Annotated in this window: 13 protein-coding genes; 8 read left to right on the forward strand and 5 right to left on the reverse strand. The window is 34.2% G+C overall.

Annotated features, from left to right (window positions below; genetic code table 11):
* From H6G44_RS20050 to H6G44_RS01055, 8 genes are all read left to right on the forward strand, one after another.
* Nucleotides 1-211 (forward strand): hypothetical protein (locus H6G44_RS20050; protein WP_206754488.1); only part of this gene is annotated, 211 nt, incomplete at its 5' end.
* Nucleotides 212-347: 136 nt separating this feature from the next.
* Complete coding sequence (locus H6G44_RS01025) at nucleotides 348-941, forward strand: chemotaxis protein CheB (protein ID WP_190384706.1); 594 nt, start codon at nucleotides 348-350, stop codon at nucleotides 939-941.
* 424 nt (nucleotides 942-1,365) lie between these two features.
* Nucleotides 1,366-3,345 (forward strand): CheR family methyltransferase, encoded by a 1,980-nt coding sequence (locus tag H6G44_RS01030; protein ID WP_190595352.1) that lies wholly within the window; start codon nucleotides 1,366-1,368, stop codon nucleotides 3,343-3,345.
* Nucleotides 3,346-3,423: 78 nt separating this feature from the next.
* The gene (locus H6G44_RS01035) at nucleotides 3,424-4,797 is read left to right on the forward strand and encodes a cobyrinate a,c-diamide synthase (RefSeq protein ID WP_190384708.1); all 1,374 of its coding nucleotides are present in this window, start codon (nucleotides 3,424-3,426) and stop codon (nucleotides 4,795-4,797) included.
* An 81-nt stretch (nucleotides 4,798-4,878) separates the two neighbouring features.
* The gene (locus H6G44_RS01040; protein WP_242031611.1) at nucleotides 4,879-7,833 is read left to right on the forward strand and encodes a UPF0182 family protein; all 2,955 of its coding nucleotides are present in this window, start codon (nucleotides 4,879-4,881) and stop codon (nucleotides 7,831-7,833) included.
* A 459-nt stretch (nucleotides 7,834-8,292) separates the two neighbouring features.
* Entirely contained in the window at nucleotides 8,293-8,688 is a 396-nt protein-coding gene (locus tag H6G44_RS01045; protein WP_190384710.1) for a hypothetical protein, read from the forward strand.
* Nucleotides 8,689-9,439: 751 nt separating this feature from the next.
* Nucleotides 9,440-10,858, forward strand: a complete 1,419-nt coding sequence (locus H6G44_RS01050) for a hypothetical protein (RefSeq protein ID WP_190384711.1) — start codon at nucleotides 9,440-9,442, stop codon at nucleotides 10,856-10,858.
* 82 nt (nucleotides 10,859-10,940) lie between these two features.
* On the forward strand, nucleotides 10,941-11,237 hold the full coding sequence (locus H6G44_RS01055; RefSeq protein WP_190384712.1) for a hypothetical protein: 297 nt from the start codon (nucleotides 10,941-10,943) through the stop codon (nucleotides 11,235-11,237).
* Here the strand turns inward: H6G44_RS01055 and H6G44_RS01060 are convergent.
* The 5 genes from H6G44_RS01060 to H6G44_RS01080 form a co-directional block, all read right to left on the reverse strand.
* Nucleotides 11,224-11,874, reverse strand: a complete 651-nt coding sequence (locus tag H6G44_RS01060) for a PAP/fibrillin family protein (protein ID WP_190384713.1) — start codon at nucleotides 11,872-11,874, stop codon at nucleotides 11,224-11,226. The genes H6G44_RS01055 and H6G44_RS01060 overlap by 14 nt on opposite strands.
* A 124-nt stretch (nucleotides 11,875-11,998) precedes the next feature.
* Nucleotides 11,999-12,181, reverse strand: a complete 183-nt coding sequence (locus tag H6G44_RS01065; protein ID WP_190384714.1) for a chlorophyll a/b-binding protein — start codon at nucleotides 12,179-12,181, stop codon at nucleotides 11,999-12,001.
* Nucleotides 12,182-12,496: 315 nt separating this feature from the next.
* Nucleotides 12,497-13,435, reverse strand: coding sequence for a cation diffusion facilitator family transporter (locus H6G44_RS01070; RefSeq protein ID WP_190384715.1), 939 nt, complete (start codon nucleotides 13,433-13,435; stop codon nucleotides 12,497-12,499).
* A gap of 227 nt (nucleotides 13,436-13,662) precedes the next feature.
* Nucleotides 13,663-14,718 carry a tetratricopeptide repeat protein gene (locus tag H6G44_RS01075; protein ID WP_190484231.1) on the reverse strand — a complete coding sequence of 352 codons (1,056 nt, stop codon included), beginning with the start codon at nucleotides 14,716-14,718 and terminating at the stop codon, nucleotides 13,663-13,665.
* 158 nt (nucleotides 14,719-14,876) lie between these two features.
* A complete protein-coding gene (locus tag H6G44_RS01080) occupies nucleotides 14,877-16,211 on the reverse strand; it encodes a P-loop NTPase fold protein (protein WP_190384717.1) in 1,335 nt (444 codons plus the stop codon).
* Between the last annotated feature and the right edge of the window lie 195 nt (nucleotides 16,212-16,406).

Consider the following 16,406-nt stretch of genomic DNA (forward strand, 5'->3'; position numbering starts at 1 on the left):
AGTTAAATTACCCCCCTTAATCCCCCCTTGGAAATGGGGGAAACTGGAAAAATTACCCTATGTATCTATAGTTAAATTACCCCCCTTAATCCCCCCTTGGAAATGGGGGAAACCGGAAAAATTACCCTATGTATCTATAGTTAAATTACCCCCCTTAATCCCCCCTTGGAAATGGGAAACTGGAAAAATTACCCTATGTATCTATAGTTAAATTACCCCCCTTAATCCCCCCTTGGAAATGGGGGAAACTGGAAAAATTATTTCCCTATGTATCCATAGGGGTAGGAAATAAATTAAAAATTTCGATATCTTGAATATGGAAAATACTATAATCTTAAGAGGTAAATATGGCCAATCTTCCTGACTTTGATATTGTGGCTTTGGCAGCTTCTGCGGGTGGTTTAACGGCGTTAATTGAAGTGCTTTCAGATTTACCGATAAATTTCCGGGTTCCAATTGTTGTAGTTCAACATTTAGATCCTCGTCATCCATCTCTCATGGCAGAAATTCTCGGTCGTCGGACTCCGCTAAAAGTAATACAGGCAAAACAAGGAGATAAACTTATTCCCGGAGTTGTTTATATTGCTCCTCCTAATAATCATTTGTTGGTAAATAGTGATGGTACGGCTTCTTTGTCTCAGTCAGAAATGGTACATTTTCTCCGTCCTTCGGCGGATTTATTGTTTGAATCTGTAGCAGCAAGTTATAAAGAAAGAACTATCGCTGTTGTCCTCACAGGAACTGGTAGTGATGGGGCAATGGGAGTGGAAGCAATCAAAAAAATGGGTGGTACGGTCATTGTCCAAGATGACAAAAGCGCTGAATTTGCAGGAATGCCATCTTCAGCAATTAAAACAGGGGATGTAGATTTTGTCCTACCCTTGGCAGAAATTTCTTCAGCTTTGATCACTTTGGTCATGTCTCATGCTAGTTCGCTATAAATTATCACAGATTGAGCCATTATGGAGGACTGACTATCTATAAAAAATGGTTTTGCAAATTTCATATTTTTAGGACTTACGCAAAATATTCCTCAAACCCTCATTTCTCTGTGTTCTCTGTGCCTGGAGCGGTTCGTTATTCCATAACTTGTGCGTAAGTCCTGATTTTAAATAATGGAAAATGCACAGGTTTATATCAGAAGTGTTGAATGTTAAGATTTTGAGGATTGTGTCCAAGTTGTGCATTGGTATTGGTGATACCAAATTTGGTCAATTAATGACTCTATTCTCAATAGACAATGGATTTTACCTGGGTAAAACGCAAAGATTGTAAAGTTTTATTGCAGGATTCAACACTTGTGGGTTTATATTTAGTCTATAATCATCTTTAGTATGTATCTATATCTAGTAAAATTCTGATGCTATGAATGCTCCACATAAAGACCTTGATTTTGAAAATCTCCTGCAATATTTGAGAATTAATCGAGGGTTTGATTTCACAGGTTACAAACGTTCAACCTTAATGCGTCGTGTTACTAAACAGATGGAGACTTTAAATATAGATAGTTTTGGGAATTATCAAGATTATTTAGAAGTTCATCCAGATGAGTTTAAAAATTTATTTAATACTATTTTAATTAACGTGACGGCTTTTTTTAGAGATAGTTCAGCTTGGGATTATTTAGCCAAAGAAATTATCCCTAATATCATCAAAAATAAACCAAAAGATGGACTAATTAGGTTCTGGAGTGCTGGTTGTGCTTCTGGTCAAGAGGCTTATACTTTAGCAATAATTGTAGCGGAAATTTTGGGAGTAGAAGAGTTTCGTCAGCGGGTAAAAATCTACGCGACAGATGTAGATGAAGAAGCCCTCACCCAAGCTCGTCAAGCTAGTTATTCAGCAATTGTAGCGGAAATTTTGGGAGTAGAAGAGTTTCGTCAGCGGGTAAAAATCTACGCGACAGATGTAGATGAAGAAGCCCTCACCCAAGCTCGTCAAGCTAGTTATTCAGCTAAAAATATTATTGAAATCCCATTAGGACTGCGGGATAAATATTTTGATATAGTCAATAAAAATTATATTTTTCGCCGAGATCTCCGTCGTTGTGTAATTTTTGGTCGTCATGATTTACTACAAGACGCGCCAATTTCTCGGTTAGATTTATTGATTTGTCGCAATACTTTAATGTATTTCAATTCAGAAATCCAAGGTAAGATTATTAATCGCTTTCATTTTGCTCTTAATGATCATGGCTATTTGTTTTTAGGAAAAGCAGAAATGTTAGTCATGCACTCTAATTTATTTGTGCCTATAGATTTAAAAAATCGGATATTTAGTAAGGTATCTTTGGGTAATATCCACAATCGTCAATTAGTTATGAAAAGTTCAGAAGGTAAGGAATCCGCTGATAATGTTACTCTTGAAGGACTGCGGATTAGAGAATTGGCTTTTGATACAGCATCTAGCGCCCAAGTGGTAATTGATAATCATGGTACATTAATTATGATCAATGAACAAGCACGAAATTTATTTAATCTGACAGTTAAAGATCTAAATCGCCCCTTTCAGGATTTAGAATTATCCTATAGACCTGTAGAATTACGCTCATTAATTGAGCAAGTATATAGTGAACGTCATCCGATTACACTCACAAATGTTAAACGTTATCAGACTAATTCAGAAGTTCAATATTTAGATTTGCGAGTTATTCCTTTACAAGATAATGATCAAACTATTCTTGGTGTGACAATTTCTTTTAATGATATCACCCATCAGATAAAACTTCAGACAGCATTACAACGTTCTCGACAGGAATTAGAAACGACAAATGAGGAATTACAATCCACAAATGAAGAATTAGAAACAACAAATGAGGAATTACAATCTACAAATGAAGAAATGGAGACAATGAATGAAGAACTGCAATCTGCTAATGAAGAATTGCAAACAATAAATCATGAATTAAGCGACCGCACTTGTGAGCTTGACCAAACTAATATTTTTCTTACTTCTATTTTAGGCTCTTTGCAAATGGGTATGGTAGTCTTAGATAGTAGTTTTAATATTTTAATCTGGAATCAAACAGTTGAAGATATGTGGGGTTTACGCACTGATGAAGTAATGAATAAATCTTGGTTTAGTTTGGATATTGGTTTACCTGTAGAACAACTGCGAAATCCCATTCGTGATATTATGTCTTGTAAGAAGAAATTCCAGGAAATAATCATTAATGCCACTAATCGTCGCGGTAAAAAAATCCAATGTTATCTGGCCTGTAGTCCTCTGATGAATGGAACAGTAGAAGGTGTTATTATTACGATGACAGATATTGAGAAAATCAAGAGTATGATTTCTCCTATAGACATTGAAGAAAGACAACGGGAAAAACCAGAGAATATTTAAACAACATTACAAACACTCTCCTTAATTCCCAAAAAAGGAGGGTTAGGGGTGGGTTATTTAATTTTTAATTGCTAAATTATGTCTATAATTATTGCTGGAGAACGGAGCGGAGTCGGAAAAACAACAGTTACAATAACACTGTTAGCATCTTTACGTCGTCGTGGTGTGAAAGTCCAATCTTTCAAAGTAGGACCTGATTATATTGATCCAATGTTTCATCAATATGTAACTGGTCTTCCTTGTCGAAATTTAGACCCTGTGCTAACTTCAGAAACTTATGTTCAGCAATGTTTTAATCATCATTCTCCCAAATCTGAATATACTTTAGTTGAAGGTGTAATGGGTTTATTTGATGGTATTAGTCACTTGTCAAACACAAATGAAAAAACCGACTTTGCTAGTACAGCACATATTGCTAGATTATTAGATATACCGATAATATTAGTAATAGATTGTAGTCGGTTATCGGGTTCAGTAGCTGCAATTGCTCACGGTTATTGTTCTTTGGATAAAAGAATTAAAATTGCTGGTTTAGTATTAAATAGAGTGGGAAGTGATCGACATTTATCATTATTAAAAGATGCTCTTGTACCTCTACAATTACCCATTCTTGGGGTTCTACGACGACAGGATAATATTACCATTCCTGACCGTCATCTAGGCTTAATTCCCACTACAGAATTACCAGAGTTAGATCAGATAATTAATAGTTTAGCAGATTTAGGTGATATTTACTTTGATTGGGATAAACTTCTACCACTTTTAAAATCAGCATCTTTATCAAGTCCTAATTCCCAGTTTCCAATTCCTAATTCCGCAGTTAAAATTGCTGTAGCGCGAGATCAAGCTTTTAATTTCTACTATCAAGATAACTTAGACTTATTAGAAAAATTAGGAGCAGAATTAGTATTTTGGAGTCCTTTAAATGATACTCAATTACCAAAAGATATCCAGGGAATGTATTTTGGAGGTGGTTTTCCTGAAGTATTTGCACCACAATTATCTGCAAATATTAACCTAATTCAAGCAGTCAAAAACTCAATTTTAGCAGGAATACCCACAATTGCTGAATGTGGAGGATTAATGTATTTATGTGAGCAAATTATTGACTTTGACGGTAAATCCTGGCCAATGGTAGGAATATTACCCACTGAGGCAAAAATGGATAAAAGATTAACTTTAGGATATCGTCGCGCAGTAGTTTTAGAAAATACTTTTTTAGTTGATAGCAATAAAAATATTTTTGGACATGAATTTCATCGTTCTCATTTAATTACTAATTCTCCACAACCATTATTTAATACCTATCGTTATGATTGTGATGAAAATACAGGTTTTGAAGGTTGGTATTTACCTAATGTTCATGCTTCTTATATTCATCAACATTGGGGAGAAAGTGGAGATATTCCTAACAGATTTATTCAAGAATGTTTGAAAAATCAAAAAATTTAGATCTCTGACTTCTTATAAATTTATATCAGAAATCGGAGATTTTGTCAAGAAGATATGTTTTTAGAAAGTAATATTTTAAATATGAGAGCTATGAGAGTTTTTATAGTATGTCTGGGTTTGTGGCTATTTTTAGATATAGCTGCTCATTTGGGTGCGGAAATTTTTTGGTTTCAGGAAGTTGGTTACATAGAAATATTTTGGCAAAGACTTTTAACTCAGGGTAGTTTATGGCTATTTATTGTCAGCTTGAGTGCTATTTATTTGTTAGGAAATCTAAATTTAGCCCAAAGACTCAAATATACCCAATTTCCTAATTCTAGTCCCGTGCGGGAAATAAACATTAGTCAAAAATTAACCACTTTTCTTAGTCCTCAATATTCCACAAATAATCAAACTTCTCAATGGCCTAACTATACCAATAAAATCAAATTACAATGGCTTTTACCTCTTATATTAGGATCAATCTTTTTAGTATGTTTAATATTAGCACAATATGGAGAAATTGCTATCTATTATTGGAGAGAGAAAGTTAATCAATCCAGTTTATCAGTACCGCTGCTATTTCGACCAGAGATAATTTTACAGTTGGGAAAAAAGATCATTTCTCAACCTTGGTATTTAGGATTATTTGGGGGATTATCTATGGCTATATTAATTTATAGCAAATTTTTTCTCAGAGCGATCGCTATTATTTTTAGTCTGAGTTTCGGCTGGATATTATCTCAACATTGGTCAAAAATTCTCTTATCTTTCCATGCTGTTGATTTTCATAAATCTGAACCATTATTTAATAAAGATATCAGTTTTTATATTTTCCATCTCCCTATCTGGGAACTTTTAGATTTTTGGTTAATTGGATTATCTTTATATGGCTTTCTTAGCGTAATTATCACCTATTTATTATCAGCAGATAGTCTTATTAAAGCTATTTTCCCAGGATTTTCCTCTCCACAAATACGCCATTTATCAGGTTTAGTAAGCTGTTTAATGTTAGTAACATCTTTACATTATTGGCTCAGTCGCTATCAACTCCTTTATTCAGTGCGTGGTGTCAGTTATGGGGCTAGTTATACCGATGTTCAAGCCCAATTACCAGCAGATACAATTTTATGTATTTTATCCTTAGCTATAGCCTTATATTTATTATGGTTAACTATATTTTGGCAACCAAAATCTTCACATTATCGCTGGATATTTTATAGTTTAGGAATTTATATAACTTTTATCGTTATAGGTAATTTTATTTTACCTATGGCTGTACAAAATTTAATCGTTGAGCCCAATGAATTACAACGAGAACAACCTTATATAATGCGAAATATTGCTCTTACCCGTCAAGCATTTAATTTAGATGTCATTGATTCCCAAACATTTAACCCACAAGGAAAACTCACAGAAGCAAATATCAAAGCTAATCAATTAACAATTCGGAATATTCGGCTTTGGGATCAAGAACCATTATTAAAAACCAACCGCCAATTACAACAAATTCGCCCCTATTATCAATTTCCTGATGCTGATATTGATAGATATTTAATAAAAAGTAACATAGAAAAAGATAAAAAAGAAAAACAACAGGTACTAATTGCTGCGCGGGAATTAAATTACAATAATGTCCCCCCACAAGCACAAACATGGGTAAACCAAAATATGATTTATACTCATGGTTATGGCTTTACTATGAGTCCAGTTAATACCGTTGCTGCTGGTGGATTACCAGAATATTTTGTTAAAGATATTAACCAAAATGGTAGCGTTTTAAATACTTACAGTCTAGATATTCGTGAAAGTATTCCCATCGGACAACCTCGAATTTATTATGGAGAAATTAGTAATACTCACGTCATGACTGGAACAAAAGTCAAAGAATTAGATTATCCTAGTGGTAGTGATAATGTTTATAATAGTTATGATGGATTAGGTGGTATTCAGATTAACTCACTCTGGAAAAGATGGTTATTTTCTATATATTTAAAAGACTGGAGAATGGTATTTACTAAGAATTTTCTACCAGAGACAAAAGTATTATTTCGTCGAAATATTAACCAACGGATTCGCACTATTGCCCCTTTTTTAAAATTTGATAGTGATCCTTATTTAGTTGTCGCAGATGCCCATATAGACAATCAAAATCAACAATTTCCCGGTAAAGAAAATCATCTTTATTGGATAGTTGATGGTTACACAACAAGCGATCGCTATCCCTATTCTGACGCGGGTAAAGACAATATTAATTATATCCGCAACTCCGTCAAAGTCGTGATTGATGCTTATAACGGCACAGTTAAATTTTACATTGCTGATCCTCTAGATCCATTAATTACTGCTTGGTCAAAAATATTCCCCCAAATGTTCCAACCCCTGGCCAATTTACCTCCTAATTTCCGCAATCATCTCCGCTATCCAGTAGACTTTTTTAAAATTCAATCTGAACGCTTAATGATCTATCACATGACAGATCCCCAAGTATTTTATAACCGCGAAGATCAATGGCAAATTCCTAATGAAATCTATGGTAATGAAAGCCGAAAAGTTGAACCTTATTATTTAATTACCAGTCTTCCCAATGTTCCCTTTGCAGAATTTATCCTCTTACTTCCCTACACACCCAAAGAACGCACAAATTTAATCGCTTGGTTAGCAGCACGTTCCGATGGCCAAAATTATGGTAAATTACTATTATATAACTTTCCCAAAGAACGATTAATTTATGGACCAGAACAAATTGAAGCCCGAATTAATCAAGATCCAATTATTTCTCAACAAATTTCTCTGTGGAATCGGCAAGGTTCTAGAGTAATTCAAGGTAATCTTTTAATAGTTCCCATTGAGCAATCTTTACTATATGTTGAACCAATTTATTTAGAAGCTACCCAAAATAGTTTACCCACCTTAGTTAGAGTAGTTGTAGCCTATGAAAATCGCATCATCATGGCACAAACATTAGAACAAGCACTACAAGGAATTTTTCAACCAGAACTCGCACCAGCATCACCCATTATTCGTCCCCTAGAAGACGAAATACCCGCTGGTTAAATACAGCGGTTTCCGCTCTTATTAGGTACAAAGTTGAATCATCAAACTTTTGTGGTGCGGGCATCTTACCCGCTAGATATGTACCTCATAACACGGGGAAGTGCTGTAGCTGATATTTCAACTCAGAATTATACTGATTTTAGTTTAAGCTAATGACGCAATTAAGGTATCGGTGTTCTAGAAATTCAAAAATTTAAAAATTTAAAAAACTATTACCAACTGTATTTTTAATATCCACGTACTACTTCAGATATATTTTCATATAAAAAAATCAAAACTATTGACAGAGATAACCAAGCTTTACTTTTGCTAAACCTATAATTGGAAGCTGGATTCAGCTTTATCCAGACTACATCCTCTTAAATAAAAAGTTTTTAATTAAACTTTTCTCAGGGGTTTGCACCTGGTTCTGTCACTTTTTTCAACTAAGAACCACTATCAATAACTAAGGGAAATAAGATGTATATAGAGCAGGTATTAGGAAATATACTCATAGCTGATAATACCGACTTGTCCATTACTCAAAATGCAGTTCAAACAGAAAAAGTACAAGTACAATATCACAACATCCAAATACCAGATTTAGCACTATCTTTAGCTCCTTTGGGGTTTATTTTTATTTGGGCTATCTTTCTCTTACTTTTTCATAAAATACGCAACAATAATCATGATAAGACATACTTGCAAAGTAAAATTTTACAAAAAGTTCCCTGTAAAAAATGTCAATTTTTTGCCAATAACCATTATTTGAAATGTGCTGTCAAACCTGATAATGTTATGACCGAAAAAGCTATAGACTGTTCTGAATACACTCCGAAAAAAGGTAGCTTTTCCCATAAAAATTTATTTCACTAAGAATTACCTGAGAGAAGTTAGGGATATAGTCTTTTCTTCTCTAGTGAGATACAAAATTATCCCTCCCTAAGGTATAGGGGACGGTGCAGCGTAGGTAGGGTATATTCTTCAGCTTGGGAATTGCTATGATATAATTGATTTTAATTATTTTTAATTAATAATTATTTTTATTAATTGCTAAAAAATTAACTCAAAACCAACTATAAATGACATAAAAAATACAGAAAATAATATCTCAGAGAGTTTTACATGGGTGTTATAAAAGAGAAAAACGAGGAAAAGCTTGCTATTGCTTACTTTTCCTCTCTGCCGATACTTTATAGAGAAAACACTTGATAGTAATATAGCCTTAATTAAGAATATATGTCAAGTAGTAATAAAAATATTTCTCAATAAGTCTTTTTTGATAAATTTTTGTAACGTTATTAACTACTTAATCTTGACACCGTAGAGACACTTGGGTATTATTTTGTCATAATTAATCAAAATCACCAAAATTAATTTTCTCCATCTGTGGATAGTCTAAACTGCTAAAGTACATATTTACACTGATTTATGCAAGTATTGAAAGTATGGCAATATACAGACAATCTCCATAACATAATCTACCTGATAGGAGGACAAAATTCATATTCCAACCCTACAGCAATAAATTCTTAACTTTTAACTTGTGCTATAAAATTCATAGCGTCGGTTTTGTAACTCGTACTACTGTATTTCATAAACCTACAATTTACTATAATCAGCAATCATGAGTAAATTAAAAATTTCCCCGCAAAAGAACCTATGGTTTGAAAGAGCCATGGCGATTACCGCCACTATCAATCTAGTATTAGTTTTCTTTGATTTAAGTTACGTACCTTGGCGGGATTTTTACTTCCGCAGAGTTCCTGCAATAACTCAATTGTACGATCCAATTAAAGGTATTGAACCACATCGTGACACAAAAAAATATTTAGAATCCGTAGCTGAATTAGAAAACCAGGTAATTCAAACCGGTTTAATCTCACCTCAAGTCAAAACTAAATTGGCAGACCTTCGCTTTCTCAGCAAAGAAATGATTGAAACTAATCCTTTTGCAGGTGCTGGGAAGAGTGGAACCCTGGAAAAAATTAAAAATCGGATGCGGAAACATATTAAACAAGAATCTGCAAAAAGTGCATTTAATACTTTTTGGAGTCAGGAGTATTTATCTAAAAGGGGTTGGAAGCAGGAAATAGATTTTTTCAACCAAGCAATTCGTCCGGGAATTGCCAAAAACTATTACCGTAAAATTGATGAAAATGGAAATTTTTCAGATAATTTTTGGATAATTGATTTACCTTTTGTGATTATATTTGCCACAGAATTACTAGGACGGACTTTCTTAATCAAACGTAGACATAGTCATTTAAATTGGTTAGAAGCAGTTCTCTGGCGTTGGTATGACCTATTATTACTAATACCAATTTGGCAATGGTTACGAGTCATAACAGTTACAATTAGACTTGATCAAGCAAAGTTAGTTGATTTTTATATCATTAGACGACAGATTCATCAAGGTATTCTTGCTAATTTTGCGGAAGAAATTACAGAAATTGTCGTAGTCCAAGTAATTAACCAACTTCAAGGTTCAATTCAACGAGGGGAAATTACCCGTTGGCTATTAGAATCAGATCGTGTGCGTTCTTATATAGACATTAATAATATCAATGAAGTCGAAGCAATTACTGGATTGTTAATTAAAACTTTGGTTAATCAAGTATTACCAAAAATCCAACCAGAAGTAAATGCAATTTTGTGCCATAGTATTGCTGTGGCTTGTCAACAATTACCAGGATATAGTAACATTCTCATGTTACCAGGATTAAGTAAAGCCCAAACACAAATTAGTGAACAATTAGCTACCCAAATTACTAATAATATCTATAGTGCTTTAGCTAGTAGTATTAAAGACCCTATTGCAGCAAAACTTTCCACTCAATTAATGGAAAAATTCACAACTGCATTCACTTCAGAAATTCAGCAAAAACAAGTTTTGGTAGAAATTCAAAGTTTGCTAAATGACTTTTTAGAAGAAGTTAAAATTAACTATATTCAACGGTTATCCCAAGAGGATATAGATAAGATTTTGGAAGAAACTAGAAAAATGCGAACGGAATCATCCAGTAGTTTATCTATTCGCAAATAAAACATTATTCCATAAGATAGATGAAAATTATCAAAGTTTTTGCCACCCTGAGATATAGACCTGTTTATCATTAAGAAAAACCATGAATAAAATCATAGATACGAATATTCATCAAATTGATAAGCAACTATTTTTGGAAGAAATGACCCCTGTACAAGCAGAAAATTTATGTGCTGGTTATTGTCAATCATTACAGAGTTATCCAGATACCTACACAAATGATATTTCTGAGATTATCAATCAGTCCAAAAAACAAACCCAAGGTGTAGATAACAAACACAGTAATCAGAAGATTAACACCATAGATAATTCAAAAAAGACCTACCTGAATGGAGTAGAGATACCCCGCACAGGAAAAACCGTATTTATATCTTTTTAAAGTCAAACTGAGGTAAATTATTGGCTTTATTAAGAATAAATAAACTTTCATCTCCCCCACGGCCAATTCTTAAAGTTTCATCTAAATAGGTAATATCAAGAGTGGCAATTCTTCCTTGAGGATTATTAGCTGCTACAACTCTAAATGGATTTAATTTAGGGGTATTAATACCCACAATTTTTTCAATCGCTAAATAACGTTTATCAAAATCAACATTGATACGTTTATCTATTGTATTTTCTATATCCATAGCAGGTTCAAAACTAGCTGTTACTTTCACATATCCTGATATTAAACCCAGAGGATGTCGAACTTGAGCTATATTAAAAAATAGTTTATCGGCAATATTAATTACTTGATAAACTTTACCTATTTGTAACCCCAATGGTAGAGAATCTAAAGAACGAATTTCTCTAGCTGTAGAGTATTGTAATTGCCAAGCACCCTCTAATAAAGCTGTAGCATGGAGGAGAGGTTGAGGGTGAGGATTAAGGCTTTCTAGTTCTGTTGTCAACTGTTCAATTTCTACAACTAAACTTTGATCAAGTTTTAAATTAGTAATAGGAGAACCGTCATTTTTAGGTTTAATTTTCTTGATTGTTGCTTGTAATTTTTCTTTCAAAATTTGATTGTTCATGGGATAATTATTTTTAATAATTAGAAAAATTTCACCTAAAATCGTTATATTTCCAAATAAATAACCTGGTAGTTGTTATCAACTAACAGGCTTTCAGTTAATCAAAAATTATGTTATCAACAAATTAAAGAATACCCCAGAAGTGAAGAAAGCCTTGACCAGAAAATAGTTCAATCAAAGCTGCTGCTGAAAAACCAATCATTGCTAAACGACCATTCCAGATTTCTGCTCCCGGTGTAAAACCCCATTGCCAAGCGTTGCGGTCAGTTGCTACGGGTGCGTTAGATGTTTTTGTTGCATTAGTCATGATCAGCACTCCAGTTAGGATTTACTAAGCTTTGTTGTCTTATGTAAATAAATATAACAATTTTTTCGCTAAAAAACAATATTTATTTACAATTTTTTGACCGAAAAGACGGGACACAAGCCCCGTCCTTCTAGGACGGCTTTATGTTAAAATTTGGTCATAGTCGCCATAGGGCATTGGGAGACTTTAAACGGACATGGAGGGACGATAAGACCACTTGTGGCGTGTTTCATTGAAGTGTCAAGAATCACCGCACCTTCAGTTCGGTGAGTATGTCAAAACTATGTGTATACGAGTCCAGGGTATGAGGTTTTTTCAAACAACATGATCCGGTTCTAAAGCACAAGGATAAGCTGAATCTCCCATTTCCACCTGAATAGTAGCGTGTTTGATACCAAAATGGTGTTCAAGTTCGTGACAAACTTCCCATAAAAAAGCATCACCAGGATAACCTTCTGGTATGACTAAATGAACTGTGAGTGCGGTTTCTGTCGTACTCATAGCCCAAATGTGAAGATCATGGATTTTTGACACCCCAGGACATTCAATTAAGTAATTTTTCACAGCCCGCAGTTCAATTCCTGCTGGTACACCGTCAAGTGCTAAATTTACGGAGTCTCTAAGTAAATGCCACGTTCCGGCGACGACAACAGCCACCAGCACTAAGCTAACTAATGGGTCAAGCCACAGCCAATGGGTAAATAAAATCGCAATTCCAGCTACCACCACCCCCAAGGATACCAAAGCATCCGCAGCCATGTGTAAAAATGCTCCCCGAATGTTTAAATCACTTTTGCGCCCTGACATAAACATGAGTGCAGTAATAGTATTAATGATAATACCGACCAGGGCAACACCAATTATAGTTTCTCCTGATACTGGTGCAGAATCATGAAAACGACGAAGGGCCTCCCAAGCGATCGCACCCATAGACAAAAGCAAGACCACAGCATTGATTAAAGCAGCTAAAATCGAAGAAGCACGCAATCCATAGGTATAGCGGTGGCTGGGAGGACGACGGGAGAGGGAACTTGCACCCCACGCTAGGAGGAGTCCCAAGACATCACTTAGGTTATGACCCGCGTCAGCAAACAAAGCCAAGGAGTGTGCTAAGTAGCCATAAGTGGCTTCAATAATCACAAATCCTACATTCAGCGCTGTTCCAATGGCAAAAGCCCGGCTAAATGTGGCTGGGGCGTGACTGTGATGGTGTCCAGGTTCGTGGTGATGATGGTGGTCGTGGTCCTGTGTCATAGTGATGAGTTGGGAGTAAAGAACTAGATAAATACTATGGTTGCTACATTACTATTGAACCTGATAGCGGTATTTTAGTGTGTTCTACTTAATATCACCGCAAATACTGTACTTCCCAATGTTCAGATATATTCAAAAAAAAGAACTCATATAAAGCTAAAATTTAGAATACACTATATTATAAATTCATAATTAATAAAATTCAGTATATGCCTATTATACCTAATTTATTTAATCAATTCTTGAAAACGTTCATCTTCCCGAATAGCATCAAAATCTGAATCGGTTTTTGCCAATTCTCTAACTTCAGGATGCAAATTAATTGCTGTTTTTAGGTTTTCAATTGCTTGTTCAATATTATTTTGCAGGGAATAACTACAAGCTTTATTGTACCAAGCTTCGTGATAATCAGGTTTAAATTCCACAGCTTTGTCGTAGGAAGATATGGCTTCTTCATACCTGCCTAAATTGTCTAGGGAATTGCCCCGGTTGTACCAAGCTTCGTGTTTATCAGGTTTAAATTCCACAGCTTTGTCGTAGGAAGATATGGCTTCTTCATAATTTTTTCTAACTCTTTGCAAATAACCTAATTCAAAAAATAATTCAGCTTTTTGTTCATTATTTATTTCATGTTCAATAATATCTATAATTTCTAAGATTTTCTGATTTGTTTCTTCATTGGTTAAATTTGCATATTTCTCATAAGTTCCTTCTTGAATAATCCGTGTAGCTTCTTGTTCTAGAGTTTTTGAATCTAAAGGAAAATCAAATAAACCAGAACGCCAATCAAAGAAATCGGGGGCGCGGTGAATAAAATATTTAATTGCAAACTGCGGTAATAAAAATATAAAACAAATATTAAAACTATCTCTAAACCGTTCTCGTTGTTGGTTGATATTAATTAAAAACGGTGGTACACTTTCCCAACTATAATGATGAGTTTGTCGACTATTCCAACCTACTAAAGTTTTGGCTTCTTCGTATTTATAGAATGAAGACTCTAAGCCTGTAATAAATAATATATTGATATTGTTTTTGTTAGGTAATTTATCAACTATTGCATATAAATTAGTCACATCTTTATCTAATTTGATAACTTCTATATTTTGATTATGAATATCTACTTTCACTTGACTAATTAATTGTTCACCTTCAGCCGGAGAACAACGCACAAATAATATACTAAAGCCGTCTGTAAACTGAAGTGTACGAATAAAGGCTTGATATTCTTCATCTTTTTCTATTGGTAAATCTTGATCCCAATTAGTGAGTTTAAGAGGCATTGTTTTAAATAGATGATAATAAACTTTACGTAAAAACCTCTCTCCAAACCTCTCTCCTGCAAGGAGAAAGGCTTTAAAATAACCATTTTAACAACTTTCAAGTTATGTTTATTGTTTTTCCTGTCCCCTCTCTTGTTAGGAGAAGGTTAGGGAGAGGTCTAACTATCAGGATATAATTGATTATAGGCATCCTGAAATGTTGTTATTCCTTTAATTAGAGGATGAATATCATACCAAACGTTACTTCCTCCCTCTGATTCGAGATAGCGATATTCTAAAATACAACGATTAAATAATAAACCCCGATGTAACTGATCATTAACTATTTCTTTGGAATAATGAACATTTACCAGATCTTTCCATTCATTCGCATAAATGGTATCTTTATATGTCTTTCGCAATTCGCTAATTGAACGCTGCAAGGTTTTGTCAGTAATAGGTAAAGACGTTGTATATTTGAGTGCTTCCTTCATTAATAATAATAAATTCCGCGCATGACCGCCACTCATTAAACATAACATTTCTAAAGATGATCTGCTTTCAAATAAATCAACAATAGATTTATTAGGATCTACTTTCTTTAGTCGTTTTTGGAGAATTTCAATAACTTTATCAAGTCCTGGTGAAAAAGGCTCATTTCCAGGAGTTTTTACCATAATCATTGGTAAAACTTGGGGAAGTCCATAAATCTCTGTTAATGATGCTGCGCGGTCAGAATAAAGTAAAGAAATTGGGATAGTATAAACTAAATGACAATCTAAATTTTTGAGTTGTTCATTACGGTCTATAAAAATTTCGTCATGATTGCTGCGGTTATCTGCTTTAGTTACAGGGACAATTCTATCTAGGTTATCAGCAATTAATACTAATTCGTGATATCCTGAAGGAAGATTTTTTTTAGCATCTCGAATAAATTCATTTAATGCCGTAGTTAAAGTGGTAGTATGGGGATTAATTAAATCACGAATTTTTCGGCGTTCACTGGGTTCACTTCGGATTTTAGTGGTAATTTTGGCAAATTGTGAAACCTGTGCTTCAATTGATAATTCATCTATAGAAATCTTTGTTTGTAATAAATCTTTTAGATCTTCACATCGTTCTTTTAACCAATTCAATACAGCTTGAGAATCAGTTCTATCTTTAAATGCTGTTAAAATATTGCGTGTGCAAGCTAAAAGAATATCTGTATATTGAACATCCTCTGGATCAATATCTTGTTCATCAGCCGCAAAGTAGACGACAAAAAAACCGTTTTCATCTAAATATTTTTGTAGTCTTAGTAATTCTGTAGATTTACCTGCACCACGATGACCTGCATACAGTTGACAGGTTTTTCTGTCAGAATATAATATCTCTCTCCCTACCGCTTCCAATATATCCCCATCTCCCCGTACATCGGTACAATCCACATAAGCAGGATCTCCAGCAGGTAAAGGTCGGAATGGGTCAAAAGCGTTATATAACTGTTTTAAGAAGGCAAAATTTGAGGCCATAGTCGTAAATTTCAGCATCTAGAGTTATATTAACTCAAAAATACGCCTTTTTATTTTCTGATACATTAAATTACCCCACCCTAACCCTCCTCTTGTAAAGGGAGGTAACTAATTTTTCCAGTTTCCCCCCAAAACATCAGGTGGATTAAGGGGGGTAATTTAACTTGTGTGTACACTATAGCCTCCCTTGCGGGT

Source organism: Aphanizomenon flos-aquae FACHB-1287 (assembly GCF_014698755.1).
Classification (GTDB): Bacteria; Cyanobacteriota; Cyanobacteriia; order Cyanobacteriales; family Nostocaceae; genus Dolichospermum; species Dolichospermum flosaquae.